Source organism: Streptococcus mitis (genome assembly GCF_946188615.1).
GTDB lineage: Bacteria > Bacillota > Bacilli > Lactobacillales > Streptococcaceae > Streptococcus > Streptococcus mitis_BZ.
On the sequence record NZ_CAMHVK010000002.1, the window covers coordinates 178102 to 202428 of the forward strand.

The window sequence follows — 24327 nt, forward strand, 5'->3', positions numbered from 1 at the left end:
GTTATACCTCCATAATATATTTCCAATCTGCGACAATCACATGACCGTTTTCATCAGCAAGCAAGGTATGTTCTGTACCGTCGTCTGTACGAATCGGAGCAGTGAAGTCGTTCTGCAAGAACATGTACTCAATAGCATTTAGTCTATCTTCGTGTTCCTGAACCTCACGCTTCAAAGCTTCTACAGACTCATAGCTTGCTTGTCTGATGTTGTCTACGTTACCTAGACCTACCTGCGCCTTCGTAACGCTATGTGGATTGTTGCGACTGTTTAAGTGATTTTGAAAATCAACTTTACTTGCTTGTTCGACGTTTGCGACATTCCCTAACCCCACTTGTTGCTTCGTTACATTGTGTGGGTTGTTTCGGTTGTTGATGTGACCAGTTAGGTCAACCTTCTCAGCCTTACTTCTAGTGACCTCATCAATCTTTTCAGGCAGACCGTCGATGTCTGCCACCTTATGCCTGTGACTTGCGTCAGCTTTCCCATTCCAGCGTGTGCGTTCTTGATCAGAAACGTGACGGGCAGCATCTCTGATGTGATTATCGATATTGGTTTGTAGCTTTCTTTCTGTTGCCTTCAATTCAGGGACAGTTGCATAAACCAAATCAGTCGCATTGTATTGAATGGTAATCTGACTATTCTTACTAATAGTCGTGTTGAAATCATAATCTCGATACACATAGGCAGATGTTTTAGGAGGAATCACATCCCCCTGTTCTGCCCAAGTATACATATACATGAATTCTTCATGATTACCACGTTTTGCAAATACACCGATTTCATTCACAATCATTTCACGCTCAATCCGTGAATTATCAAACCGTGCTGTGATACGGATTGTATCAGCGACATCAGTAGACATAGACTGCGTCACTTGCAGCGAATGAACAACTTGTACGATATTGTTTTTCTTGCCAATGTCCGTCCGATGCCGTCCGCTACCCAAAGCTATGCGAGTAAAGACCAGTGGTTCTCTATTTTGAATCGCTAAGGCCGTTTCACTGATTGCTTTATCAGTCACAATAGGCTGGATAAAATATCCCATTTATTTCCTCCTATTCAAATCGAACCGAACGAATGTCTCTGAATGTGTGAGCCCCAATATAAATCGCGTTCATCATTGGCGCTTCAACCGAGAATTGGATTCCTAAGTGAGCAGGAATCAACTCGCGCACATACTTTAAAAAACGGTTCAAATATCCGGTCGGCAGTTCTCCTAAAAATCGGATATGTACCGCTGAACCTTTTACCGTTACTAAGTTGTTGACATTCGTAAAGCTCTTTGTAATTTTTTGTAAACTCACTGAGTTAATTTTGATTTTGGAAGAAATTAATGTGATTAGATACCGCCTTCGTTCTTCCAAATCAATTGTTTTCGGTTTTACTTGTAAGGCTTTTTCCCAACGTGTAATCCAGTCTTCCGTCGCTTCTGGCAATAACATCAATCGTCTGGTATCAAAGATTAAGTCTGTAATCAATTCCAGTTCTGGAATTTCAGTTTCAAACAAATCATTAATGGTTGGATCTAAGACCTCTGGCAAAGCCGATAACATACGATATCTAACTTGTGACATTGATGGTTACCTCCGCTAGTTTAGGAAGCATGTTGGTAGAAAGTTCAATACTTTGCTCCTTATCATTCAACAAAATACGGTCCACATCTCGAACCCCGTTAATTCTGTCAATGATTGTGGCAACTTTATAGTTTCGAACCTCTTTCTCTTCAAATGCTTCTTCACGTAAGTATTTAATGAGTTGAACTTTCGCCTCATTCTTGATTGTTTCAATATCTACATCTTCATCAATCTTGATAGTTGCAGCAATACGAACATTGTAGCCACTTACAGACTGAACAGTCACATAAGCACCAATCGGAGCAACGCCTAAACCGTGGCCACTCGGTTCAGGATCCAAGTAATTCTTGAATTTCTTTACCAGCTCTGCACTTGCTTCGTTGCCGTCAGCATCTGTAATCGATACACGTACTGTATTTTCACCTTTCCATAGTGGCTCTACCAAAGCAGAACCAACACCAACAAACTCACTTGCCCACTTTTTATATTGAGCAATATTCCCGTTTAAGGTCGGTGTTTTCAAGTACTCAATGGTACGCTTACGGAGTTGTTTATCCGTCTCTTCATCTTCGCCTACGACGATGACAGATCCGATTTCTGCCCCTTTAAATCCATTCAATACATCGATGTTGATGAGTTGCCCTCTTACATAGTTGGGAGCATTTCCGACTTGTTCAGCTACTACACTATACTCAAATCCAGAGCGACGTTCTAAAACACGGAAATTGTACTCACTGTTAACCACACTGAAACGGGTTCCGATTGGGATTTCCTGTTTGAATTGAACCAGTCGGACTGATGCCGTAGCTGGTAAGCGTTCAACTCCAAACTGCCTACATAAACGAGTTAGGAAGATTCCTGTACTCGTGTCTAAAAAGTTGACTTCCTCATACGATTTTAAGACCGTATACTGAATGGCAACTTCTCGAGCTGCAGGCGCTACTAAATTGTACAAGACAGACCCTTGTCTTTTGTCATACTTATCATCAAACAAGGCCAGCATATCCTCTAAAATTTCTGGATATGTTTTTACCTTTATCATCGTTTCACCTCCAAATCCATTTCAAATGTTCCAAAATCACTATCAACCATGAACTGCACGTAAAATTCATCTTTCTTTACCTTAGTAGAAAAAGAATGTGCCTCATGAATCCTGTCATCCTCATACAAGGCCTCTTTTATGCGCCGTGCGATATCCATCTGGGCATAATCCATATCCCCACCAAACAGAGCATCTAACTCGACACCGTACCGATGATCATAAATCGTGTAGATAAACCGTTCAGTCGTCAGCATGCGTCTGATTGATTGCTTCAAAGCATGAATGCCATCTGTTTCTAGCAAGATATTAGTTTCATCTAGTGTTAAGCTAGGCTGTTTCTTAGCTTCGACAACATTTTTAGCGATGTTTAAAAAGTTTGTTTTAGGAGTACTCATTCATCAGAACCCCCTTTCACTTTGCGCTTGTAGTGGAAAATTTTCTTGTACAAGACATAATAAAACCCTCCACCATCTTGTCTGATGAGATGAAGGGTTTGACCTACGTACTCAGGATCCAATGTTTCATCAGTCCATGTGACAGCGAGCATGGAATCATCCAATATCAATTCATTGGTCAATTGGATTTTGAGTGGAGAAACCGATAAAACTACACCAGTCGTTATCTTTGCGAACTGGCGATTTTCAATGAAATTACTAATCAATTTCTTTAGATTTTCTATTACTTCCATCTACTCACTTCCTGCCATGAATAATTTAATTTCCATCGTGTGCTTTTCTGCACTGAAGGAATGAGTTGCCTCTTCAATGACATACCATCCCTTCTTCTCAATATCCTTAACATCCACATAGACTGCATGGCCTGCTAAAAAGTCAATACTTCCAATATCAGCTTTTAGACTGAAAGTTTCTTTGGGACGGTTTTTCATCTTCAAGAGCATTTCGCCCCATTGCTTTATTTGCCCCTCAGTCGCTTTCTCATCCACTTTTTTCATGTACTGGAGTTTTCCCCAAGCGCCGATATTGTAGCTGTCCTGATAGATGTAGACCTCTCTCTTCTTGGTTTCTTTGTTCTCTTGGATCAAGCGGACAATATTGGCGCTATCTTCAATTGAACCTTCGAACTCAAAACTAGACATAAAAGATTCATTACCGATAATGTATTGGATTGGTAAGTTTTTGGGAGTTGTTAGTGTCAACTCTCCGAACTTGTCATACAAAACCAGCAATTCTCCACTTTGTACCAAGGTCTCATCCATGGCTTCTTGGATAATATCCAAGGCCTTCTTATCCTCCTTTAGTTGAGGGGATAAGGTCACAGCTGGGGCTTTTAGTTCCCCAATCTTCAAATCAAAATCTCCTGCGATTGCCGATACGATTTGATTGACATTTTTATCCCTGGCAACAAAGTTGATATTGCGTAGTAAGTACTTTATCTGATCATGGAAGGTCAAGGTTGTTTTAGTATCTTTTTCGTACTTGATTTTCGTCAAATAACCAAAGAATACCTCTTTATCATCTAGCTTGAAAGCAAGTGGAGAACCATATTCAAAAGCTACTTTTGTAGAATTGTACAAGGTAATCTCCACACTCCAAGCCGACCCTTTCCTAGTTGTCTTGAACTCAACTTTTTCAGACACAGTTGCTAAATCCCATGTATCTCCAGTTTTATTGTTCTGATAGAATAATTGCATCATGGTATCACAAACTCCTGTCCAGGATAAATCCAATGAGGGTCTTTGATTTTATCTTTGTTAGCTTCGTAAATTTCAGTATATCGGCTGCCGTCTCCGTAAAAAGTCTGAGCAATCCCCCACAGGGTATCACCACTCACAACCGTATGGCTTTTTTGAGCAGGTTTCTCTGTTGTGGCGCTACGTTCTTCAGTAGCTTTCGCCTGAGGTTTCTTTTTAGTAGCCTCAAGCGCTTTTTTGTCCTTGATAGTAACCTTCCGTGGTTTATGAGACCGATATTGTAAGAACTTAATCTTATATATCAGGTCATTTTCATATCCTGTCTTGGTAGAGACATCGAACTGTTCCACTAAAAATTTCCCGTTAATAGCAGAACCAAAAGCACCCCCAATCATGAGTTGAATAGGAGTGCCTTCCGTCTTAAATTTACGAATAGATGATACAAAGGATTCTGGAGAAACACGGCTATTCCGTTGGTAGTTCCCATCGTATCTTCCACTAGGAATAAAGGATTCAAACTCAATCGATTGAAGCTCTGGATTTCCGACAAGCGGAACGTTACCAGTATCGATGATAGCGACTGTCTCAATTCCTTGCTTGTCCTCCAGTTTGATTTCTTCTGGATTCACTGGCAATTTAATGCCTTCAATAAATATAAACATCTGCTACCTCCTCCCTAGTAAGCCATGAGACCGTCAGCGCCATTATTTAAAGCGTCTACAATCGTTGCATTCAAATCATCCAATACGTTAGCATACTGGCCAGCGTTGTTGATGGAGTCAATGTTGGTAACAATCTCTGGCTTCAAGGTAATAAAGTTCTGTTGCCACTTCATGGTTGCAACGTCCTTAATTAACTTGATGTATTCATCGTCCAGTTTGATTTCATCTTCAATCTTGCCGACCTTATCTAATTTACCACCAGTTGGATTGTGGCCACCTCCACCACCTTGTCCTCCGTCGCCTTGTCCAGGTGCTGAACTAGCTGGGCTGAGTTCGTAAGGTGTCTTTCCTTGGTCGCCTAAGAAATTGTTTCCTGCGCCGTTGGCATCGCCAGCACCTTTGAAGAAACCACCGACAGCCTTATCGATGCCTTTACCAAAATTATAGCCGTTATTAAAGGCTCCAAGAACGCTCCCTCCCTCTAAATAACCAAATTGAGGAGCGTCAAGGTGCGGAGTACTTAAGCCGGCTTTATGTTGTTTCAAACCATCTGCTAAGTGTAGACCTTCAAAGGTTTTCTTGACTGGTTTTTCCATGCTATCAATAGCATTAGCAATATCACCAGCAAAGTTTGTCCGACCTAGAGAAACCGTTCCAACAGCGTTTAGATTTAGGCCGAACCCATTTAAGAAGCCAATCATTTTATTAAAGCCACCAAGCACAGAGTTAATCATGCCCTCGACTGCGCTGATAACACTATTGACCATGCTATCAACAAAGCCTGCAATAGCAACTGCCATAGACTTACCGCCTTGGGCAATGTCATACCAAGCACTTTGAACTTGGAAAGACATCTCGTTCCATAAGTTAACAGCACCAGTAACAAACCAGTCAATAAAGTCTAAAATGCCTATCAAAATAGTTAAGATAGCCTGATAGAGAAACATCCAGAATGCTATTGCGGTATTCACATACCAAAAAACACCCTGCAACATCATATTAATCACCCAGATAGCTGCATTGGCAATACTAAGAAGTATATTCCAAATGGTCATTCCTAGGTAAAATATAGCCCCTATGATGATTCCTGTAGCTGATACAGCTGCACCAGTAAGGTTGTTAAACCATGCGACCAAGGCATAGAAGAGGCCGATAAGAATAATGACTGCCATCACAATCAACATGATTGGGTTCATTGCCATTACTGCATTCAAACCAGCCATTGCAGCTTTCGCAACATTTGTAGCGATACTAAACAAACCTGTTGCTATTCTTGCTGCATTCATGGCAACTACATAAGTCCCTATAGCGAATGCCACAGCAATAATAATCGGTTGAATCACAGACCAGTTATCGATGACAAATTGAGCAATCGGCGCCAACATACTCCAAACAGCCCCAATCATATCCATGGCAAAGATAACCGCTTGAACGACATATTGAAGTACCGTGGCTACAATCTGGGCAAATTGTTGGAAGGCGGACGAGTTCACTATCTGATTTATCTTAATCGATATTGGCTCAAACGCCTTGGTTACAAAGTTCAGGAAGTTCTGCCATGCCCTGCCCCATGTCATTGGCATGTTGCGGAATTGTTGATCAATCGCTTCGCTTGCATCCAGCATGGCAGTTTTGACAATGTCGGCCGTAATCTTCCCGTCTGCTCCAAGTTTCTTAACCTCGCCACGGCTAACACCTAGTTTATTGGCAATAGCTTGGATTAAGGCTGGTGAAGTTTCAGCAAGGGAACGCAACTCGTCACCCTGCAACTTACCACTAGCCATAGCCTGAGTAAGCTGAAGCATGGCGCTTTTTTGTTCTTCAATGCTTGCTCCACCAACAACAAAGGATTTGTTCATAGTTTCCAAAAAGGCAATTGTTTCGCCGTTGTTTTGGAAAACATCGCCAGCCTGCATCCGCATCTTAGCGACACCGTTTGCCATGGTTGTATAGGCCGAGCCTGTACGTTGTGCGGATGTATAGATAGACTTTTGTAGTTCCTCTGTCGTCTGCATACCGTCACGAATCATATCTAAACGAGCGTGCATATTAGCATACTCGTCTGACATACCTATAGCTTGCTTGGTAATCGCACCAACTGCAATACCAGCCAAGGCAGTCTTCAACAATCCTTTCAAAGATACTAGCTTACTTAATTTGTTAGAAGCGTTATTAGAGGCATTCCCTAAATCTATTAGAGCCAGTTCTTCTTTTTTGAGCCCTGCAGCTGCTAAAGTTGCACTATTTACAAATCTACCGTTAATATCAATGACTCGCCCGGCTTTATTTACAAAATATTGGCCAGAATCACCAGCTTTTTTCATAGCGGACTCTTGGGCCTTCATAGCTTTATCTATGCCAGAACCTGCGTTTTTAACACGCTCCATAGTAGCATAGATTTTATTTAAAGTGCCTGTGACTCTATCGGTCAAAGACATGGTTGTTTGTATATTGGCCAATAGAATCACCTCACTTCTTCATTTTTTTACGTTGTTTCGCCTCTTCGTGCATGACTGCAGCGAAAAAGGCTTTTTCTTCTACATCCATATTCACAAATTCACTAGGGCGAATGTAATAGTTTACGAGGGCGAAGTAGGCTAGCTGTGCCTCCGCGTCCTCTTTTATTAGTTTTTTGCCTCGTCAACCTTGTCTTGGAATGTCTGGTTGATACCGCTGAGTTCGGTCACAGCTTCCAAAATCAAGGCGCTTTCGCCCCAATTGAACATGGTACCAAATAACTCAGAAGCTCCCATTGTTCCGTAAGAATCTTGCAATTCTTTATCGTTAAGGTCAGGAACCACGATAGACGCAATACAGATTTCACGGTTATATTTAACACCGTCAAAGACACGCTCTTGGCGTCCATTACGACCAGGTTTATTTACAAAGCAACGGTCATTGATTAAGTCCGCTTCACGAGCGCTCAACACTCGAATTTTAACTGGTTCCTCAAAAGAAGGAAGCAAGACATCCTTAGTCTCTTCGCCTTTTTTGTTTTGCTTCAAAAACGCTTGTAATCCACTCACCACTATTTCCTCCTTGTGTTAGTATGTAATTTCTTGGAATTCTGATAAGATATCAAAATCTTGGAATGTGAAGTCAGTTTCTTCGTCAATGACCTCATCCGCTGATCCATCTAGTTTAAAGATAAGTGATTCTTTGAACAGAACACCTTTCAAAACGATGGTATAGCGACCTGCACGAGATGTGCGGTCTTCGTTGGTACACTTGATGTCGATACGAGGCAACAATCCGTTTTTAACGTATTCCAAAGCCATTTTCTTCAATTCAGGACGATGGTAATACATCTTCACAGTTCCTGTACCTTCCGCACCGACAATCTTACCACCCTTCATACGAGAGTTAAGAGGGGTAACATCAGCTTTTGTGTATTCAATTTTTGCTTCTAGAGAGATAAGCTCTGCTAGTTCGTACTGCTTGTCATTGATTGTAAAGAAGACCGTTCCTTCTTTAGCTGACAAAGCATCTAATTGGTTCATAATAGCCATTAGCTAGTTTCTCCTTTCTTAATCACAGATAACCGTCATGTACAAGATTTCCATAGCGTCTGTCAAGACAACTGGCAAGTTTACCACAACTGATTCTTTAGTGATACCTTGTGAAATTTCAATATCTTTCGCTTTATACTCTAAAGCCTGCTTTTGAGCAAGTGGGTCAAGAACCATTGTGATGATTCGTTGTTTAAACAACTCACGACCATTCACGTTGTTTGGTACTTTACCGATGAAGTAGTTCTCAAAGATATACTTGACATTGGTATTGATATTATCCATGGTGCGGACAAGTTTGTTCTTACCAAAAATACGGCTGTGTTCTGCCGTATAGCTAGTAAATGAGTTCACATCTGACAGGATAATAACTTTTTCATTTCGATAAGCAAAGATAAGCTGACCTTTGTTAATGAGCTTTTCAGCTTCTGCTTCGTTCTTACGTTCACAGTCGATAGCGCCTGGATAAGACTTGAATGTATTGGATTGCAAGCCAGCCCCTGCATACTTACCAGCTACGAAGTATACGCAGTCCTTAGCGCCTAGTTTCATACCGTCGCTTAATGTAACTCCATTACCAACCGATACAACACCTTCATCATCAGCGTCCGTGTAGTCATTCAATACTGCAATGACTGAACGACCAGCGTTGCGCCATTTTTTGATGTGAGCTGTAACAAGAGCTTTCGTTGCTCTTTCATCTGTACCCAGAGCCAAGACACGGAAGTCTTGAGTATCGAGTGCATTTAGGAAATCTTCAACCTCTGAATTGGTTGTAGCTCCATCGGTACCACCTTCAAGCAAGATTGTTTTATCTTCTGTTGTTAAAGTACCCGTTACATTTACATAGTCATTTTTAAACGGCAAGGCTGTGATGATTTGCTTGTCAACTTCTTTTCCAAAGAAAACGGTTGTTACCTCAAATCCAGTAGCGACTTGTTTTTTGAAGATAACATGGATTTTATTACCAGCTAATCCTTTGTGTTTAGCTGTAACGACCATATCATTTTCTGTTTTCGTTGCCTGTACCCCAGTGTTATTCACACCGTTATAGACAAGGACCTTACCAGTTCCTTTCAAGGCTTCACGAATCGGAAGAAGTTCATCAATCGGTTTGCCAAATAGTCGGCGGAAGTTGCTTGTACCGTCAACAAGTGTGAAGGCACCAGGCTCTCCCCAAGATCCAGCAATCATGACTGCTGCAATCGTATTGTCTTCCAAAGGAATAATCACATCATCTCTTGATACGAAATTGATGTAGGCCTTTGGAACTCGTTTATTTTGTACTGTCCATTGTGCCATTAGTTAGCCACACCCTTTCTCCAGTCTTCTAAAATACGTCTTACTTCTGCTAGTGAGTATGACTGGTCATCTTCCAGCAAAATGTTTAACAAAGTTGCATCATCTTCAAAATACTTGAGTAATGCCTCTTTGCCAAATTTATCTTCAGTGGTTGTTACCACTGGTTCGGTTACGTAACCTACTTCTTCATTCATTTCCATGAGAAGTTTCACCTATCCTTTCTAATATTTGCATTGTCGGTTCTTCTTCAACCCATCGAACGTATCGAGTGATTGTAAATGTGCATATCAAGTCATTTGCATTGTATTCTACCTTCAAATCATTGATAGGGTACTTATCCCCTAAATAACGAAAAGCGGGCGAATTAAACACCATTTCAATCTCTTCAAACTTCTGGTATAAGTCTGTTGTTTTTTCGGTGTAGTAATGCAGCAAGACAATAAAAACCTGCTTATCGTTTTGGTTAGCCAACCGTTGCCGAGTCACAGGTTTCACATCTACAATAAAACAAGGCGTTTTCAATCCTTGCTGGATTTGTTCATCATACACCTTGCACCCAAACACATCTTTGAGTTGCTTAATGACGAGTGGTCTAATACTATAATCCACCTAATTCCTCCTTTAGCCTCTCTTCGATTTGTTGCGTGATTTGTGGGATTTTCTGTTTAATCTGTTCTTCTGTCAGCCTCATCATGAAGCGCCCTTCTACCCAAGGATTGACCAAACGCTTACCAATTGCAGGGACATAACGCCCTACTTGTTGACGGTGTCCACTTTCGACGAAAGAAGCATACTCCATAGGGTTAAATGCGATAACCTCGTACACATTCCCATTTTTGCTTACTTCCATCTTCCAGGATTGATTGAGTTTACCTGTTAAGCCTTTTGGTGTTCGTTCCTTAACCTCTTTCAAAAAGGCTAGACCGATATCTTTAGCAGCCTGCATAAACTCAGAATCAATGATTGCCTGAGCTCGTTCAAGTCGCTTCAAGAACTCTTGAACATCACTATCATCATAACCACTCATGTCGTCTCACCACAATTTCTTGATGTGTTACATAAACCATTGGATCTTCACTGGTCAGGTACTGTACACCATCTACTACCAATTTGCTACCAGCTTTGATAGCAAATTTAGGCGAACAGAAAATTTTGTGTTCTGTCTTGAGTTGGTGTGCTTCGTTCTGTTCAGTATTCACTAAATTACGAACAGATACACGGCAGGGAACCTTCTTGTGAATTTCTTTGAATTCTACAAAATCAGCTCCGTTTGGTTTCGTGCCCTCGACAGCAGCAAACACATCCATCTTTTTATCATAGGTCCATTCAATGCTTGGTCTTGCCTGAGATAGGACATCATTGATATTCATCCTACCACCTCAACTTTCTGAACCGCTGTAACTGGCTAGCAAAGTCCAGCAAGACACTTTCGGCACGTCTGGCAAGGTCTGACTTAGCCAATTCGACACGAGTATCTCCAACGGATATATTCTTGCCTTGGACAGCTTGGTCAGGATTATAAACAACATAAACCATCTGAATGGCCACAAATCGCAACTCTAAAGGAAAATCCTCACGATTACAGTAATTAAGAATGTTCTGCATGACTTCATCGACTACTAACTCTTCTGGATAGCATGAATAACGTTGTTCATACAAGTCAATCAATGCTTGTCTAGCATCTTCATTATGCTTTTGGATTTCTTCCGATGTTCTCTTCTCCATCAGCAGAACCTCTCTTTCTACTTATCGTCTTTAGTGGATTTTTTAGATAGTTTTTCAAGTTCAGCTAGAGCTTGGTCACGTTCAGCTAGAGCCTTATCACGTTCAGCAACTACTGCTCTGTACTCTTGAATAGTGTAAGTGCGTCCGCCAGTAGCAGATTCAACCACAGCGTACTCACCGTCACGAACTTCAACCACATCATAACCATCTTCCAAGAAGGTTACTTTTTCTAGTTCGTCGATATTCAATACACGATTGTCTTTCTTTACTGTTAACATTTTCTATCCTCCTTCTTTAAGGTGCGACGACAAATGCTAGGCCTTCGTGCTTAGTTTTGAATAGCAATACATCATCGTAAGATTGTTCATAGTACAAGTAGTTACCGCTTGAAGAAGCACTTGGTGCGTCAAGTCCTACAAATTCATATTTTTGTGGCGCTGCCATACACGGAATGTGAATCAAGAAGAAATGGATTTGTTTAGCAGTTGGGTCAACCTTAGCTCCATTTGTGAAGTTGTACAAGGTCTTCATACGGTCAGATGGAATAGATGGCTCAATCGTCACATCGTCCAAACGACCAATAGAACGGTCAATAACTGTACCTTGTCCGTGGATATTGACTGTACGGCCAAATTGCTTGATGTTCTTGATCATGCGTTTAACTGCTGGTGTACAGAAAATAACACGACCTTCTGCTGGTACTCCAGCTTCGTCCATTTGTTCCATCAGCTCATCGAATGTTGCGAGGAAGTTTTCCTCAGTCAAATTCAATGACTTAATTTGTTTACTTTCTGTATCAAGTTCTTTCTTACGAGAGAACAATTTAGATACCATGAATTTATCCATTTCTGGAACTTTTTCAGTATCGTTGAATGTTTTAGTGATGTTAGCAATGGAAGTAACATAGTTAGTTTCATCAACATCTGATGGGTCTACTAGTGTTGACCAGTAACGCTCATTAGTCAATGTGTATGTTTCCCATTGGTTTTCATAGTTAGCGTCAATGTTCGTAATCGTGCGACGTGTACGGTCTTTACGTCCTTCTTTAATCAAAAGACGTGGTACTTTCACTTCTTTAGCGCCTGTGAACTTCAAAAGTGTGTTGGATGGAGAATTCCAAAGTTTTTGAGTGAATAACAGTCCGTTTTCACTGTAACGATTTTGCAAACCTTGTTGGTAAGCCTGTGCATAGTTCAATGTTGCTGGCATATCTGTTCCTCTTTTCTATTTTTTGATTATAGATCTGACGTGAACGCATTAATCATCTGCGTTGTCAGGTCGTTAGCAACTGTTTCTTCTTGTGTTGCCCCTTGTGGCTTAGCACCAGCGATATGTGGTTCTACAGCCTTTTCTGAAGCAAATAAAAAGCCTTTAGATTCCTTCAAAGTCGTCAACTGTTCATCTAACCCAGTCACCGCTCCGTTGTCACCTAATCCCAATTTAGACTTATCTAGTAGACTAGACACGATTCCAGCGTCATGAACCTTACCGCTTAAGTGCATTTCAATAGCATGATCTAGTTGCATTGTCTTGAGTTGTTGTTCATGTTCCTTCTGTTGTGTCTTGTACTTGCTGTCCAAGTCTGAGTATTTTTGTTGTAAGTCAGCATTGCCTTCAGCGTCTTGTTTGAGCTGTTTCATGTCCTTATCACGCTCTTTCAACTGGTCCTGCAAGCCCTTAGCATTATCTTCTGCAGCAGACACCTTCGCTTGTAGGTCCTGTGTTGATTTCCCATGTTCAGACATAACTGCTTCAACTTGTTCTTCAGTCAATCCTAACTGTTCCAAAAATTTACGATTCATTTCTTTTCCTCCTGTACGTTTGTTTTAACGTGGCAACGACCACGACATTTTGGTAAAGTAAAAAAGCCTTTTAACGCCATGCCCAGGGCGAAAGAAAACCGCCTCGATTTCGACGCGGTTAGTTTTATAATTCGATTCCTTCGATTTCTGATCGAACTTCTAGCCAGTATAAATACTGACCCATGGCACGTTTTTGATTTTTTAAAACTTCAATTGAGCATTTTGGCTCAAATTCAAGCGTACCAGCTTCGTATTTGATAATCATTTTATGTAATTTTGTATATTTATCCTTAAGCGAATTATACTCATCGATAAAGCGTTCTTTCCAATCTTCCATTTTTAGTTCCTTTCTTTTACGTTTCTATAAGGATAACTTCGCAAGCTACCACTGAAATTCTTTTTACAACCAATTCACAATCCAAAAAATCGCTTGGATAACCTCCATCCAAATCCTTGTTATTGTGGCAAACTGAAATGTCTTGTTGTTCATCTATCACTTCACAAAGTTCTTTAACTTTCATTATTCTGATAACTCCAAAATTGATTCTTCCGTATCTGTAAACTGTACAGCCTCAATCACTACTGGTTTTTTACGATATTTCATTTCTCGCTCCTTTCTAAGCATAAGAAAAAGCACTTAGAATTACTAAATGCTTTCTTTTTTTGTCATTTCGATTATTTCTTTTAAACTTGGCTTAGTTTTCCAAATTCTAGTCCATGCTCTCATTTTTAAGAACGTCGGCAAATAAATGCCGTTTATCTTTGGCATTTCTTTAGATAAGTTATATTTTTTTCTAATTTCATCTTTATGATCCATTACGTACTGGTTACGAGGAAGGCAATAAAAGATACCTTCGCCAAAATAACTCAAATCTTCATCAGATATTTCAATAAGTTCTTCAGGTTTTACAAAAATAGACCTATTTACTCTATCTTCTCTCTTAGAAAAAATCTTTTGTACAAAATTTTTATCAAGACCCATTTTCCAACACCTCCAAACCATAAACAAGTAAGCCGTCTTCTGTCTCCTTTTTTGAAACAACATTGTATTTCAAGTTGGGTTTCATCAGATATTCTTTTTCAGGGTTAAAGTCAGATAGTTCAGCAATATAAGCGCCTGTTTTTTGTCCTTTTCTAACAGTGACTTCAAACAGAATATCTGCACCTTCGCCATCTATCGCAAACTCTCTAGCGTAATTCTTATCTAAACTAAAGGAAGTAAATGACTTGTCCAAAGTAAGTTTTTGACCAACTTCTAAATTCATATATCCTAAATCTTCCCCTAAAGCTGAAACAGAACCAGTACCTCTATACGCTTTAAACGATTTCTCGGGAGCAAAATCTGACAAAGCTTTTTCAAGGAAAGGAATTTTAGTTTTTGCTTCTCTAACTCGTTTCAAAGCAAGATCTAAATCGGCTTCACCGTGTTCTTCTAGCCAAAATTCTTCACTAAGTTTAAACGCTTTATCAATTCCAAAGCGTTTAATATTATTAAAATTGTGGTAATCACTTCCAGTGTAAGTGTAAATAGCATTCTTTTCTTCCTCTGTAAGCTCATTATACCACTTTTGATAAGACTTTTGTTTCTTAAAGAAGTCGTCTATTTCATTTGGTTTATCAGCTACAAAAACCTTGTCAGCCACTTCTGGCTTAGATTCCTTAACACCTCTAAGAACCGCTTCCCCTTCACGCTCCCATCCTGCAAAGATTTCGTCCAGAGAACGTTGCTCAGTGGCTAGTTTTACTGAGCCGTCGTTTTGCAAGATATTGAAGTAAGGACTAGGTTTATCAGACTTAACTACAGGCCTGATAGTAGAACGGCAACGGACATGGAATGGAGGTGCGGTTCGACCTGGTTCATATTCCTTAACAGAATGAACCTCGTGATTTTCTAATCTGCAAATCTCACTTGTACGACTGTCTAATACCGCTACGATTTCGTAGTGGTCACCTCCCAACTCCTTGATAGTATCTAGCGTCGCAAGGTTATTATAAAAGGTCGTCTCAGTCCTAACAAGCGTATCTGCTCGATGATAGGCGACCCCTGTACGTTCAGAAAGAGCCCTAGCCATTCTATCAATAGACCAGCCACCTGTTAGGCCTTTATTGATTGTATCACTGATAGATTTATAAACAGCTGCATCATGCCCCCATACATTCGTTGAGAAGGTTTTACCACTCCAGTTACTAGCCATCTTATGCTTAACTGCATCTACACCTAATATTGGTTTCTCTATGATTCCAAAATGTGCCAAGTTCTTAGCTTGATGGATTTTACCCTTGATGTAGACGTCACTCAGAGCCTCTGTGACCTTGTCATGTATGCCCTCTGGCTTTCCGTATAGCTCAGCTGTTAGACGCTCAATTTCGGCAAGCAAAGCCTCCTTGCGACTAATACGATGGCGATAACCCAAGGCGTCCAACAGAGGTGTCGGTGTGTCAGGATTTAAGGCCATCTCACGGAATCTTTCAAGAGTTACATTCTTAAACTCTCTACGCTCTTTATCTGTCAGATATTGCTTGGCCTCTGCATGGGTCATTTTATTATCAACTGCATACTTGGCATAGAACTTCTCAATCTCAGAAACCAGCTGGTGTTTATAATCTGCTAAGGATTGACCAATCTGGGCCATATACCTATCAGCAACTATCTGAGCGTTTTGTTCTTGTTGTAAAGCTCGCTCAGTCCAATACTCATCTATCTTTTTCTTGTTCTCGGTCGTCATGATCTTCATCTACCTTTTTGAAATTAGTTTCAGAGTATGGATCTTGTCCTTGTTCCTGTTGTTCTTTCAATCGTTCCTCAATTTGGGGTTGATACCATGGATGTTGTTCACGAATGCTTAGATCGTCTAAGATACCGATTGAGTTTACACAATCTTGAATAGCTTCAGACTCATTTGAAATGATGTCACGGTTAAATACATAAGTAAATTTAGATGAATCAAACGCTACTCCTTTGTTAGCTGCATACTGTTCTACGAACCAAAGGAATTGCTTGATACCTTTTTGGAACTCATTTTCTAGCTCGTTACAGTCCAAATCAAGATCTGTATAGCGCCATTTAAGAGCCTGACCGCTGGCATTACCTAGATTGTCATCTTGGGTATCAATGGCTCGTGCAGCCTCATACAAGAACTTACGAGAGCGTTCAATATCTGCTTCAACTCCGCTAGTATCATTGTCTGCTTGTAGGGTATCTACACCACCATCACTAGAAACCTTGATAGAGCGGAACTTATTCAGATTATTCATGAACTCGCCCAAGTCTGCGCCCTGATAGTTTTTTAAAACATAAATCAACTTCGGCATATCTGCCAGCATATCAGCATTAGTAGACATTTGAAGTTGAATATTATCAATCAGAGACTTGGTTTGGACTAAAAGACCGTCCTCATACTCGTTGTAGCGGAATGGAATCAGAGGCACTTTCTCCCAAGTATAAGGGATTCGTGTACCGTCTGCGTTGACATAATAAAAATTCCCCTTAGTCTCCTTGGATAGTGGGTTGAGTTCGAGGTGTGAACCTGTCCAGATATAATCTGTAATTCCTTGCTCATCGTAGTATTCTACAAAGGTTTTAGTCTTCTTTACTCCGCTTTCGTAGACCGCTTGATTATAGACACGCACAAAGGCTGATAATTCCAAATGACGCTCGTCTTTCCAAAAAGGGATAATCTGTTCGCTCGGGATTTTAAACAGGCGTAGACGGCCGTTCTCATCGTAATAAGGCAAGCCATAAGCTATCCCTTTCATCACTGCTTCCTTACCGAGTGACTTAATCGTAGATAAAAGGTCCTCGTCAAACACACTATCTAAAAAGTCTTGTGATTTTTCTCCTTCAAGCGAGATTGTCGGCTGCTTAGAAAACAAATACCCGACCTTCTGGTCTACCAACTTCTTAAACAAACCCAATTCAATCCTTGAGTTCGTCCGCCAGTCAACATCTACTTTCTTATTTCGAATATCCGTGCGATTTCGATAGTAGTTGTAAGCTTCTTTCATTGTGCTTACTTTCTCAGAATTCTGGTGTTCTCTTATCTCAATCTCTAGTATTTCGTTTTGGGTTGTATTCTTAATCAACAACCGCCTGATTAACCATTTAAACCAATTACTCAACATTTCTCCTTCTCCTACCAGAATGATATTCCTGGCTGTCTCATATCGTCTTCAAACGCATATCTTGTAGCGTCGATTGTGTGGTCGTTTACTTCTTCTAGCTTGGGTTTGGGATTTCCATCACGGTCAACTGCATAGTCGGCACTTTCGAACTCTCTTGCGATATTCGGTGTGCGCTCTGGATCTATCACAATGGCATCCAAATCATCCAACCAGCGCTCTCCATACTCCCTACTGTCAGGACCTTTCTTAGCACCTTGAACAAGCGGAATATTCAGCTGCAGTTTTAACTCATCAATCGACTTAGGTTCTGCGCTATCACAGGTTATCATCTGAGATTGATAGCCTTTCTCACGGATTCTTTCAGCCAATTCACGGTTGCTAATCTTCACGCCATAAATCTCATCAATAGCATAGATAACACGTTTCTTCTTGTCGTAATGCCATCTTACAAAGGCCAGAGGGTCATTAGCATAACCGAAGTCGTTGCCTTGCCGAATGTTATCGAACCTTGCTATCTCCTCATCTGTAATCTTGCGGAATACCAGATTTTCAAACGGTGCTACACCAGAACCGATAGCCTCACCCAGATACTCCCAACGGTAACGCTTCTCTGAACGTTCTCTCGTGGCCTCTGCTTCTTCTATGAATGCTTGGGATATATATGGGTTATCTAAGTAAGTCGAATGGTGTACGTGGGTGTTAGGAGGCTGTATGACACTCTCATACTTCTTATTCACCCAAGACTGTTTTCTTTTTGGAGGATTGTAAGAGTAAAAGAATTTATAAAAAAGACCATCATCCAATTCTCCACGAAGAAGGGAGTTGGTGATTGTCTTTACTTCATCTTCAGTTTTGAACTCAGCAAGCTCTTCAATCCAACCGATTGCGAATGGAAAACGGCTGTCTTTCAAGGACTTAATACGCTCTGGATCTTGTGCACCACGGAAGATAATATAATTTCCTCTTGGGATATAGGTTATCTTCAAAGGGGACTTATTAATCTTAAATAAATGACTAACCCCTTGCTCACTAATCGCCCATTTCAATTGCTCATAGACCGATTGTTCTAAGGTATTATCCGTCTTACGAATACACACGGCATTGACTGGATAGCGCATAATCAGTTGAATGATAGTGTGTCCGAGGTCGCTTGACTTACCAGAACCACGCCCACCCTTTTCAACTACATGTAAGATTTTAGGGTCGAATGCTGCACGCCACATAGAGTAAAAAGCCTTTGGGATAAACTCACTCATTCTACGCTTCATCGCTAACTCCTATATCATCAACGAATTGAACAGCCGAAGACATCTCGATTTCTTTTCTCTCTAAATACGCACCATTTACTTTGAATATATGATCTAGGGAACGTTGTCTTTCTTCAATTGTCGGAGTAAATTCATAAGTCGTTTCAAATACTTCAACACCTTCAGCAGTCTTTACAGTTTTCTTAGAATATCCTTGTTGAGTTTCCCCTCTAGCGATACTAGCAGAGATTGCCAAGGCTTCTGCGATTGACATTGAACGTTCGTCAAAAAGTTCTTCTGTACGTTTTTTAATGTATTCAGAAATGTCAACTTTTGTCAACAATCTTTGTCCTATAGACCTCGCTGTTTTATCAGAATACCCTGCTTTTATTGCAGATTGTGTTGCATTTCTACTGATGATGTACTCATCAGCGAAATGTTTCTGTTTATCGTTCATTTTCCATCACCACTTTTTTTTTAATCAAAAAAGCCACACGATGTGTGACCTTTTCAAGACCTCTCACTGCGAATTAAAACCGCAATTGGAACGACAGGATTCGAACCTGTGACGTCATCCGTCTACCATATATCCATTAACCAGCATGAGACTACTGCTTTAAACGAGTGACTTTTGATAACTTATGGTTTATTATCTTGTCCACAAATATTCCTACTTGTATCACCCATGCACGATTGGTTAGACCAATCACTCCTTACATCGCAAACTACTAAGCCATTTTTCAATTAACGAAGACTCCGCTAAAAGTCTAAGCTGCTTTACTCTTTGACTTTACTCTCATCCTTGCGAGACTTGAGCAGGCAATCTAATTGCCGAAGTACACTTTCGTTTGTGACGGGCGATGACTTTTGCTTTTTTGAGTTTTTTCTATCTTGAATAGCCTTAAAATATAAAAATCATCTTTCATCTATCACAGACACGCATCGCCATGTGTTTCATTCTCTTTTGAAGAACAAAATGCACAGCGCCTGCTTGTTATCGATTGTTTTGCGGACAATCAACTCACCTTACATACTTTTGGGAGGCGCCCAATTTTTGTAAGATATGGTATTAAGCTCTTGTTGCACCTCGAACCAAATACCTCTTTCCTCTTATAGACTCGTCTCACAGCCAAACTGCCACGTTTGCATTTCCTCAGCACCTTGCCGTTGGAATCTTTCTGTTTTAACTTCGCCCACCTATTCCAAAACTGAAATAGTTAAGATTAAATTGCTTAGATCGACCATTACTGGCAGGATGTTTGATAGATTTAAAAACATCCTTTTCCTGAGTTACCACAGATTATCTAGGCTAAGCCCTAAAAATGCAAGGCGACTACTACCTTGCTTGTTAATTACGTTAGATTATTTATAAACAACAATATACGTCAGTTTATTATTAATCATTACAGGTTCTTTGATACACAACAATTCTTTTACAGTTTTCGCAAATTGTTTCGCATCTTCCAATTTATTAAACATTGCTTGTTTCATTTAAAACACCTCGTTGTGAAATACAGCATTAACGGCGATGTCCGGACTCGAACCGAAAAAAATACATAGGAGATAAATCACTTTACGCCTGTCACCGCCAAAACGAGGCCGAAGCCTCGGAAATAAAATGAAAAATATAAGGAGTTATCAGTGCGCTTACCGCCTTCAGCTGATAATACTATTTTAGCAGATTAGAACTATCATTTACTATCGTTATTATCAAACATTTTAGACATTTTAGCTAACGCTCTACCTCTTGTTCTTTGGATAGTTGCTGGGCTACATCTTAATTTTCGTTCGACTTCATTCCACGTTAGGCCATTGATATAAAGCAACCTCATCACAATGTTTTCAAACGGATCATCAAGAGATTCAATCGCTTGAATCATCTCGTCACGTTCACGATAAATCGACCTAATTTCCTCGTACAACTGTTCTGACTGGTCGATAATCGATACATTCAAATCTTCAGTCTTATTCTTGTTATCTCTAGCTTTAGGCATCGAATCAAACGTCTGCCCTCGTAAGATACTAGAACGCAAACTAATCAATTCTTGATGTTTCGACTTAGCTTTTATATCGATATATGGCAAAGCCTTCAACCTCTGTTTAATATCTACTGTCAATCATACACCTCGATTCCAAAGAATTGACAAATGTCTTCTGCCTCACATTCAGAAATTTCCACGCCTCTCTCCCAGCTGCTTAGGATTGTTTCAGAATACCCCAAATGCTTTGCTAATTCTGTACGAGTAAGTCCTTGTTCCAAACGTTTTTCTTTCAAAAGCGCATTAAGATTTCCAATCTCACACTTCTTGAATAAAACATCTTTGTCCAATCCTAACTCTTTTGACAGACGTTCTTTCTGACGATCACTTGGTATCAGACCTCGTTCCCAATTTGAAAACGTCCTTGCACTAACACCAAATTTCTTTGAAGCTTTTCTTAAAGATAGACCTTTCCCAATTCGCCATAATCTAATCTGTTCTGAAAAAAATTTACTATTCTTCATGTTCCATCTCCTCAATCAGCCAGTCAAGGTTCTTTCTGGCTTTTTTTAGGTCTTCAAGCCCGTTTTTCTTCTGGAATCGCAGTTGATACTTCAAGGCATTTCCAAGATAAAAGCCTTTCAGCTGTTCTGGTGTCATGAAATTCCTTAAAGCATCGATAGATTCCATGCCAAATCTGCCTTGGTAGTGACTTGGTTTATTTATATTGTCAATTATTTCTGGATCCATTTGATAGCCTCCAAAAGTTCTAAGATTATTCGATTCCATTCTTCTGTTGTTGTTTCTCTAAAATCAAACTGAGACATCATTTCAGCTTTTTTGAATAATGCCCTCTTAAAGAATGAAGCTTTTTTGGAAAAATCCATATCATCTGTTTTAAACTCAGTCGTAATTTTCTTTCCATAACCCTCTATCTCTACATGGACTCTTGTTTTTCCATATAGATGTAGAGGCTCAGCCCAAACACTTCCTTTCAAGTCTGATTCAACGACTTTTTTAAGCATTAACGATATCTTCTTAGCTTCACTCTCTTTTTTAGCACCACTGAAAGGGTATCTTTTTGGTCTCATTTCTTATCCTCCAAAAACTCTGGGTTCTCGTAGATGTTACCGATGATTTCACATTTCATGTAAGCTAAATAAAGAGGTTTCCATTCTGTTTTTCGATTTTGTAACTCATCTACAAATCTGTAAATAAAACTTGCATAAGATCCATGCCATCTTACAAGCGCTTTTCTGCCTTTGTAATCAAGGATATCCCCCTCAAAGATTTCCTTGCCGTTCTTGTCTCTTAGTCCTGTTGATTGCATTAGATATTCATCGTCAATCGACCAGCCTTTTAAATTGTTACAGGTAAGCTTTTTACTATCGTTAGCATAAACATTGTTATTCCAAATAAGCAATTCATCATTAGCAAACATCTTTTGACTATGTTTATCCCATGCTCTAAATTTTGGTAGCATGTTAAATTCTCCTTTTCATCTTCTAAAATAATTTTATTTGTTTTTCATAATCATTAAGTCTCTGTTGAGCAAGGTTGAAGATGTCTTTGTCAAGCTCGCAACCAACATACTCAAAACCTAACTCCTGACAAGCAATCAAGCTACTTGCTGAACCGACATGAGTATCAAGAATCTTGTCTCCTTCTTTTGCGTAAGTTTGAAGTAACCAAAGATAAAGATTTATCGGTTTTTGTGTCGGATGGATTCTAACCTCATTTAAGGCCTTATTTCCTTGTTGTATATGACCTTCAGAGACTGATTTACCTTGCATCATACCATTCCACATGTAACGAAATAGCCGAGTACTATCATGATAACTGCAGTACGCTATCTCACAATCCGAAAAACTTGATTGACCATTAACTTTATCCCAAACGATACGGCCAGAACCAAAAGAATAGTCGAAGTAGTTCACACCCCAAATTATTTGATTTTTTGAAACTCTAAATAACTCATCAAAATAATCTCTATTTGGAATTTTCCACTCTGATGTTTTACCATACAGTCTATTGACACCAATCGGACTGATTTTTCGACCGTAGTATTCTCTTTTTTCTGGTCCAGAAAAATACGGTGGGTCTACAATAGCTAAATCAAAATAATTATCAGGATATTTTTTCATGACGTCCATACAATCTTCGTGAAGAAATAATTTCACAACATCACCTCATCCCCTACTTTTATTTTATCCCACTGTTCTCTAGTGACTACGAAAATCCCATAATCTCTGATAGTCACTGTATATAGCTTCCCATGTCGTCCTTTCTCGACGACTTTACCGAATATCTCAGCGCCTGCGTTGTCAGCCTTATAGATAACCATCGGCTTTTTCTTTTCTAGTTCTGCAATCCTGTCCATCTGCCAGATGTTCAATCCAGCAGATAGCAGAATCCAGATAGCTATGAATCGTTTCAATATGTGACCTCCTCTCCATCGTATGGTATGTCTCCATTTGATAAGTACTTAGATTCAATCATCAAGAAATCATTGACGCATTGATGACTACAGAAACAATTTTCAACATCGTTAAATAATGCTAGAATAACATGATTCTCTTGCACTACCAGAAACTCGTCTTCGATTTCTTTACAACAATTCGAACACTCATAACTCATACCTCAACCTCCTCAATCTCAATCCCTGGGCAATCGAATACCCAGCCAAAGCCAGCTTCTTCTAGTTCTTTTTTTGTAAAATAGCCTTTGAATGTTAGAGAAAAAAATATTTTCCCATTTCCATCTTTTACAAGGTAGTGTTTTGTTGCTTTAATCTTGACCAAATACTGCTTTTCTTTCTCAATCTCGTAGCCGAATTGGTGCATGTTGACAAGTGTTTGAATAGGATTTTCTCTGCTGTCATTAATCCAATTATTAAACTCTCTATTTTCTATTTTTTTAGCCTCATCCCTGAAAGCAATCCAATCCAAAACATTAAATTCAAAAGAATCCTTATTCTTTTCATACCAATCCGCCACAAACTGCAGAACTTTGACTTTTTGGGATTTTTTAAAATCAACTTTCGGTAGTTCAATTTTTTGCGGTTCATCAAGTTGATTAATAATTCCTTTGATATAACCAAATACACCCCAACCATGTAGTTCCAAAATCATGTCTCTTTGCTCTTCAATTTGTTTTAATGCGTCCTGCTTATTCATCTTCCAACTCCTCCACTTTCCGTCTCAATTCTTTATTCTTTTTCCTCAACGAATCGCGCTCCAGCGCTCTAATCCGTCTCTTGCGTGCATCGCACGGCTTCGAATACTCGATTATCTTCTCTTCGTTTTGCTCGATTGTGCGTTTTAATCCGTCGATTACTGTCTGTTTGTCGTACTTCAACTAAACACCTCATCAAATTTCATGACATCTTCATTCCACTTGAACGGTTCGTGTGCCAGTCTTGCGAAACCATTCTTATTAACTCCGTTCGGTCTATCCGTGGCATATTTTAAAAATAAGGGTTGCTTACACACATAGCATCGAACCGATTTCCAATCTAATCCAACATATCTAACGAAACAGCTTCCGCAAAACGGACACTGTACGTCTGTTCTTAGTTTATTCATTTTTTCTCCATTTTTTACAAACAAAATTTAATGCAACCGTGCAACCGATAGAAATCAAAAAGTAAAAAGTAAATTTTAAGAATCCTTATTTAATAGGCTTTCTCTTTATATACTATTATTAAATA

35 protein-coding genes are annotated in these 24327 nt (G+C 39.7%); all 35 read right to left on the bottom strand.

Going from position 1 to position 24327, the window contains the following annotated elements; translation table 11 throughout:
* Position 1: 1 nt before the first annotated feature.
* Positions 2-1048, bottom strand: coding sequence for a hypothetical protein (locus tag OCF95_RS02725; protein WP_261104842.1), 1047 nt, complete (start codon positions 1046-1048; stop codon positions 2-4).
* Between the two features lie 10 nt (positions 1049-1058).
* On the bottom strand, positions 1059-1577 hold the full coding sequence (locus OCF95_RS02730) for a hypothetical protein (RefSeq protein WP_194252091.1): 519 nt from the start codon (positions 1575-1577) through the stop codon (positions 1059-1061).
* Positions 1564-2619 (bottom strand): baseplate J/gp47 family protein, encoded by a 1056-nt coding sequence (locus OCF95_RS02735; RefSeq protein WP_261104845.1) that lies wholly within the window; start codon positions 2617-2619, stop codon positions 1564-1566. The genes OCF95_RS02730 and OCF95_RS02735 overlap by 14 nt, the downstream gene beginning before the upstream one ends.
* Positions 2616-3014 carry a DUF2634 domain-containing protein gene (locus OCF95_RS02740; RefSeq protein ID WP_000106741.1) on the bottom strand — a complete coding sequence of 133 codons (399 nt, stop codon included), beginning with the start codon at positions 3012-3014 and terminating at the stop codon, positions 2616-2618. Before OCF95_RS02740 ends, OCF95_RS02735 begins: the two co-directional genes overlap by 4 nt.
* A complete protein-coding gene (locus OCF95_RS02745) occupies positions 3011-3307 on the bottom strand; it encodes a DUF2577 family protein (protein ID WP_000451988.1) in 297 nt (98 codons plus the stop codon). The genes OCF95_RS02740 and OCF95_RS02745 overlap by 4 nt, the downstream gene beginning before the upstream one ends.
* Entirely contained in the window at positions 3308-4273 is a 966-nt protein-coding gene (locus tag OCF95_RS02750; RefSeq protein WP_261043190.1) for an XkdQ/YqbQ family protein, read from the bottom strand.
* Entirely contained in the window at positions 4270-4932 is a 663-nt protein-coding gene (locus tag OCF95_RS02755; protein ID WP_173234957.1) for a LysM peptidoglycan-binding domain-containing protein, read from the bottom strand. The genes OCF95_RS02750 and OCF95_RS02755 overlap by 4 nt, the downstream gene beginning before the upstream one ends.
* Before the next feature lie 14 nt (positions 4933-4946).
* Entirely contained in the window at positions 4947-7391 is a 2445-nt protein-coding gene (locus OCF95_RS02760; protein WP_261104846.1) for a tape measure protein, read from the bottom strand.
* A 165-nt stretch (positions 7392-7556) separates the two neighbouring features.
* A complete protein-coding gene (locus OCF95_RS02765) occupies positions 7557-7958 on the bottom strand; it encodes a phage tail assembly chaperone (RefSeq protein ID WP_049512800.1) in 402 nt (133 codons plus the stop codon).
* Between the two features lie 18 nt (positions 7959-7976).
* Positions 7977-8441, bottom strand: a complete 465-nt coding sequence (locus OCF95_RS02770) for a phage tail tube protein (RefSeq protein ID WP_049500573.1) — start codon at positions 8439-8441, stop codon at positions 7977-7979.
* An 18-nt stretch (positions 8442-8459) separates the two neighbouring features.
* The gene (locus tag OCF95_RS02775; RefSeq protein ID WP_049500575.1) at positions 8460-9743 is read right to left on the bottom strand and encodes a phage tail sheath subtilisin-like domain-containing protein; all 1284 of its coding nucleotides are present in this window, start codon (positions 9741-9743) and stop codon (positions 8460-8462) included.
* Positions 9743-9943 (bottom strand): hypothetical protein, encoded by a 201-nt coding sequence (locus OCF95_RS02780; protein WP_049500577.1) that lies wholly within the window; start codon positions 9941-9943, stop codon positions 9743-9745. Before OCF95_RS02780 ends, OCF95_RS02775 begins: the two co-directional genes overlap by 1 nt.
* Complete coding sequence (locus tag OCF95_RS02785) at positions 9930-10352, bottom strand: phage tail terminator family protein (RefSeq protein WP_049500578.1); 423 nt, start codon at positions 10350-10352, stop codon at positions 9930-9932. Before OCF95_RS02785 ends, OCF95_RS02780 begins: the two co-directional genes overlap by 14 nt.
* The gene (locus OCF95_RS02790) at positions 10342-10770 is read right to left on the bottom strand and encodes an HK97 gp10 family phage protein (RefSeq protein ID WP_050253783.1); all 429 of its coding nucleotides are present in this window, start codon (positions 10768-10770) and stop codon (positions 10342-10344) included. The genes OCF95_RS02785 and OCF95_RS02790 overlap by 11 nt, the downstream gene beginning before the upstream one ends.
* A complete protein-coding gene (locus OCF95_RS02795) occupies positions 10757-11113 on the bottom strand; it encodes a hypothetical protein (RefSeq protein ID WP_049500581.1) in 357 nt (118 codons plus the stop codon). Before OCF95_RS02795 ends, OCF95_RS02790 begins: the two co-directional genes overlap by 14 nt.
* Before the next feature lies 1 nt (position 11114).
* Positions 11115-11468, bottom strand: coding sequence for a hypothetical protein (locus OCF95_RS02800; protein ID WP_049500582.1), 354 nt, complete (start codon positions 11466-11468; stop codon positions 11115-11117).
* Between the two features lie 17 nt (positions 11469-11485).
* Positions 11486-11746, bottom strand: a complete 261-nt coding sequence (locus OCF95_RS02805) for a hypothetical protein (protein ID WP_049500584.1) — start codon at positions 11744-11746, stop codon at positions 11486-11488.
* Between the two features lie 16 nt (positions 11747-11762).
* Positions 11763-12677 carry a hypothetical protein gene (locus OCF95_RS02810; protein WP_049500588.1) on the bottom strand — a complete coding sequence of 305 codons (915 nt, stop codon included), beginning with the start codon at positions 12675-12677 and terminating at the stop codon, positions 11763-11765.
* A 26-nt stretch (positions 12678-12703) separates the two neighbouring features.
* Positions 12704-13270, bottom strand: coding sequence for a phage scaffolding protein (locus tag OCF95_RS02815; RefSeq protein ID WP_261104847.1), 567 nt, complete (start codon positions 13268-13270; stop codon positions 12704-12706).
* Between the two features lie 124 nt (positions 13271-13394).
* Positions 13395-13607 carry a crAss001_48 related protein gene (locus OCF95_RS02820; protein ID WP_261104848.1) on the bottom strand — a complete coding sequence of 71 codons (213 nt, stop codon included), beginning with the start codon at positions 13605-13607 and terminating at the stop codon, positions 13395-13397.
* 16 nt (positions 13608-13623) lie between these two features.
* Complete coding sequence (locus tag OCF95_RS02825; RefSeq protein ID WP_164226344.1) at positions 13624-13791, bottom strand: hypothetical protein; 168 nt, start codon at positions 13789-13791, stop codon at positions 13624-13626.
* A 125-nt stretch (positions 13792-13916) separates the two neighbouring features.
* Positions 13917-14252 carry a hypothetical protein gene (locus tag OCF95_RS02830; protein WP_261104849.1) on the bottom strand — a complete coding sequence of 112 codons (336 nt, stop codon included), beginning with the start codon at positions 14250-14252 and terminating at the stop codon, positions 13917-13919.
* Positions 14242-15996, bottom strand: coding sequence for a minor capsid protein (locus OCF95_RS02835; RefSeq protein WP_261104850.1), 1755 nt, complete (start codon positions 15994-15996; stop codon positions 14242-14244). The genes OCF95_RS02830 and OCF95_RS02835 overlap by 11 nt, the downstream gene beginning before the upstream one ends.
* Positions 15965-17392 carry a phage portal protein gene (locus OCF95_RS02840; RefSeq protein WP_261104851.1) on the bottom strand — a complete coding sequence of 476 codons (1428 nt, stop codon included), beginning with the start codon at positions 17390-17392 and terminating at the stop codon, positions 15965-15967. Before OCF95_RS02840 ends, OCF95_RS02835 begins: the two co-directional genes overlap by 32 nt.
* Positions 17393-17403: 11 nt before the next feature.
* A complete protein-coding gene (locus tag OCF95_RS02845) occupies positions 17404-18660 on the bottom strand; it encodes a PBSX family phage terminase large subunit (RefSeq protein WP_049500600.1) in 1257 nt (418 codons plus the stop codon).
* Complete coding sequence (locus OCF95_RS02850; protein ID WP_049500602.1) at positions 18650-19096, bottom strand: terminase small subunit; 447 nt, start codon at positions 19094-19096, stop codon at positions 18650-18652. Before OCF95_RS02850 ends, OCF95_RS02845 begins: the two co-directional genes overlap by 11 nt.
* A 905-nt stretch (positions 19097-20001) precedes the next feature.
* On the bottom strand, positions 20002-20130 hold the full coding sequence (locus OCF95_RS02855) for a hypothetical protein (RefSeq protein ID WP_261060365.1): 129 nt from the start codon (positions 20128-20130) through the stop codon (positions 20002-20004).
* Positions 20131-20330: 200 nt separating this feature from the next.
* Entirely contained in the window at positions 20331-20756 is a 426-nt protein-coding gene (locus tag OCF95_RS02860) for a DUF1492 domain-containing protein (protein ID WP_049500604.1), read from the bottom strand.
* Positions 20753-21142 (bottom strand): helix-turn-helix transcriptional regulator, encoded by a 390-nt coding sequence (locus OCF95_RS02865; RefSeq protein WP_049500606.1) that lies wholly within the window; start codon positions 21140-21142, stop codon positions 20753-20755. Before OCF95_RS02865 ends, OCF95_RS02860 begins: the two co-directional genes overlap by 4 nt.
* Positions 21132-21368 (bottom strand): DUF3310 domain-containing protein, encoded by a 237-nt coding sequence (locus OCF95_RS02870; RefSeq protein ID WP_261104852.1) that lies wholly within the window; start codon positions 21366-21368, stop codon positions 21132-21134. Before OCF95_RS02870 ends, OCF95_RS02865 begins: the two co-directional genes overlap by 11 nt.
* On the bottom strand, positions 21353-21709 hold the full coding sequence (locus OCF95_RS02875; RefSeq protein ID WP_261104853.1) for a hypothetical protein: 357 nt from the start codon (positions 21707-21709) through the stop codon (positions 21353-21355). The genes OCF95_RS02870 and OCF95_RS02875 overlap by 16 nt, the downstream gene beginning before the upstream one ends.
* Positions 21706-22101: a YopX family protein gene (locus tag OCF95_RS02880; RefSeq protein WP_261104854.1), complete on the bottom strand. Its 396-nt coding sequence runs from the start codon at positions 22099-22101 to the stop codon at positions 21706-21708. Before OCF95_RS02880 ends, OCF95_RS02875 begins: the two co-directional genes overlap by 4 nt.
* 22 nt (positions 22102-22123) lie before the next feature.
* A complete protein-coding gene (locus OCF95_RS02885) occupies positions 22124-22798 on the bottom strand; it encodes a DNA methyltransferase (protein WP_261104855.1) in 675 nt (224 codons plus the stop codon).
* Complete coding sequence (locus OCF95_RS02890; RefSeq protein WP_261104856.1) at positions 22795-23055, bottom strand: DUF1372 family protein; 261 nt, start codon at positions 23053-23055, stop codon at positions 22795-22797. Before OCF95_RS02890 ends, OCF95_RS02885 begins: the two co-directional genes overlap by 4 nt.
* A 196-nt stretch (positions 23056-23251) precedes the next feature.
* Positions 23252-23794, bottom strand: a complete 543-nt coding sequence (locus OCF95_RS02895) for a DUF1642 domain-containing protein (protein ID WP_261104857.1) — start codon at positions 23792-23794, stop codon at positions 23252-23254.
* Positions 23795-24327: the final 533 nt, after the last annotated feature.

What these genes read in the sequence shown, in the direction of transcription:
- OCF95_RS02725 (WP_261104842.1), bottom strand. Translation starts at nt 1,048, where the DNA reads ATGGGATATTTTATCCAGCCTATTGTGACTGATAAAGCAATCAGTGAA.
- OCF95_RS02730 (WP_194252091.1), bottom strand. Translation starts at nt 1,577, where the DNA reads ATGTCACAAGTTAGATATCGTATGTTATCGGCTTTGCCAGAGGTCTTA.
- OCF95_RS02735 (WP_261104845.1), bottom strand. Translation starts at nt 2,619, where the DNA reads ATGATAAAGGTAAAAACATATCCAGAAATTTTAGAGGATATGCTGGCC.
- OCF95_RS02740 (WP_000106741.1), bottom strand. Translation starts at nt 3,014, where the DNA reads ATGAGTACTCCTAAAACAAACTTTTTAAACATCGCTAAAAATGTTGTC.
- OCF95_RS02745 (WP_000451988.1), bottom strand. Translation starts at nt 3,307, where the DNA reads ATGGAAGTAATAGAAAATCTAAAGAAATTGATTAGTAATTTCATTGAA.
- OCF95_RS02750 (WP_261043190.1), bottom strand. Translation starts at nt 4,273, where the DNA reads ATGATGCAATTATTCTATCAGAACAATAAAACTGGAGATACATGGGAT.
- OCF95_RS02755 (WP_173234957.1), bottom strand. Translation starts at nt 4,932, where the DNA reads ATGTTTATATTTATTGAAGGCATTAAATTGCCAGTGAATCCAGAAGAA.
- OCF95_RS02770 (WP_049500573.1), bottom strand. Translation starts at nt 8,441, where the DNA reads ATGGCTATTATGAACCAATTAGATGCTTTGTCAGCTAAAGAAGGAACG.
- OCF95_RS02775 (WP_049500575.1), bottom strand. Translation starts at nt 9,743, where the DNA reads ATGGCACAATGGACAGTACAAAATAAACGAGTTCCAAAGGCCTACATC.
- OCF95_RS02780 (WP_049500577.1), bottom strand. Translation starts at nt 9,943, where the DNA reads ATGGAAATGAATGAAGAAGTAGGTTACGTAACCGAACCAGTGGTAACA.
- OCF95_RS02790 (WP_050253783.1), bottom strand. Translation starts at nt 10,770, where the DNA reads ATGAGTGGTTATGATGATAGTGATGTTCAAGAGTTCTTGAAGCGACTT.
- OCF95_RS02795 (WP_049500581.1), bottom strand. Translation starts at nt 11,113, where the DNA reads ATGAATATCAATGATGTCCTATCTCAGGCAAGACCAAGCATTGAATGG.
- OCF95_RS02800 (WP_049500582.1), bottom strand. Translation starts at nt 11,468, where the DNA reads ATGGAGAAGAGAACATCGGAAGAAATCCAAAAGCATAATGAAGATGCT.
- OCF95_RS02805 (WP_049500584.1), bottom strand. Translation starts at nt 11,746, where the DNA reads ATGTTAACAGTAAAGAAAGACAATCGTGTATTGAATATCGACGAACTA.
- OCF95_RS02810 (WP_049500588.1), bottom strand. Translation starts at nt 12,677, where the DNA reads ATGCCAGCAACATTGAACTATGCACAGGCTTACCAACAAGGTTTGCAA.
- OCF95_RS02815 (WP_261104847.1), bottom strand. Translation starts at nt 13,270, where the DNA reads ATGAATCGTAAATTTTTGGAACAGTTAGGATTGACTGAAGAACAAGTT.
- OCF95_RS02820 (WP_261104848.1), bottom strand. Translation starts at nt 13,607, where the DNA reads ATGGAAGATTGGAAAGAACGCTTTATCGATGAGTATAATTCGCTTAAG.
- OCF95_RS02825 (WP_164226344.1), bottom strand. Translation starts at nt 13,791, where the DNA reads ATGAAAGTTAAAGAACTTTGTGAAGTGATAGATGAACAACAAGACATT.
- OCF95_RS02830 (WP_261104849.1), bottom strand. Translation starts at nt 14,252, where the DNA reads ATGGGTCTTGATAAAAATTTTGTACAAAAGATTTTTTCTAAGAGAGAA.
- OCF95_RS02835 (WP_261104850.1), bottom strand. Translation starts at nt 15,996, where the DNA reads ATGACGACCGAGAACAAGAAAAAGATAGATGAGTATTGGACTGAGCGA.
- OCF95_RS02840 (WP_261104851.1), bottom strand. Translation starts at nt 17,392, where the DNA reads ATGTTGAGTAATTGGTTTAAATGGTTAATCAGGCGGTTGTTGATTAAG.
- OCF95_RS02845 (WP_049500600.1), bottom strand. Translation starts at nt 18,660, where the DNA reads ATGAAGCGTAGAATGAGTGAGTTTATCCCAAAGGCTTTTTACTCTATG.
- OCF95_RS02850 (WP_049500602.1), bottom strand. Translation starts at nt 19,096, where the DNA reads ATGAACGATAAACAGAAACATTTCGCTGATGAGTACATCATCAGTAGA.
- OCF95_RS02855 (WP_261060365.1), bottom strand. Translation starts at nt 20,130, where the DNA reads ATGAAACAAGCAATGTTTAATAAATTGGAAGATGCGAAACAATTTGCG.
- OCF95_RS02865 (WP_049500606.1), bottom strand. Translation starts at nt 21,142, where the DNA reads ATGAAGAATAGTAAATTTTTTTCAGAACAGATTAGATTATGGCGAATT.
- OCF95_RS02870 (WP_261104852.1), bottom strand. Translation starts at nt 21,368, where the DNA reads ATGGATCCAGAAATAATTGACAATATAAATAAACCAAGTCACTACCAA.
- OCF95_RS02875 (WP_261104853.1), bottom strand. Translation starts at nt 21,709, where the DNA reads ATGAGACCAAAAAGATACCCTTTCAGTGGTGCTAAAAAAGAGAGTGAA.
- OCF95_RS02880 (WP_261104854.1), bottom strand. Translation starts at nt 22,101, where the DNA reads ATGCTACCAAAATTTAGAGCATGGGATAAACATAGTCAAAAGATGTTT.
- OCF95_RS02895 (WP_261104857.1), bottom strand. Translation starts at nt 23,794, where the DNA reads ATGAATAAGCAGGACGCATTAAAACAAATTGAAGAGCAAAGAGACATG.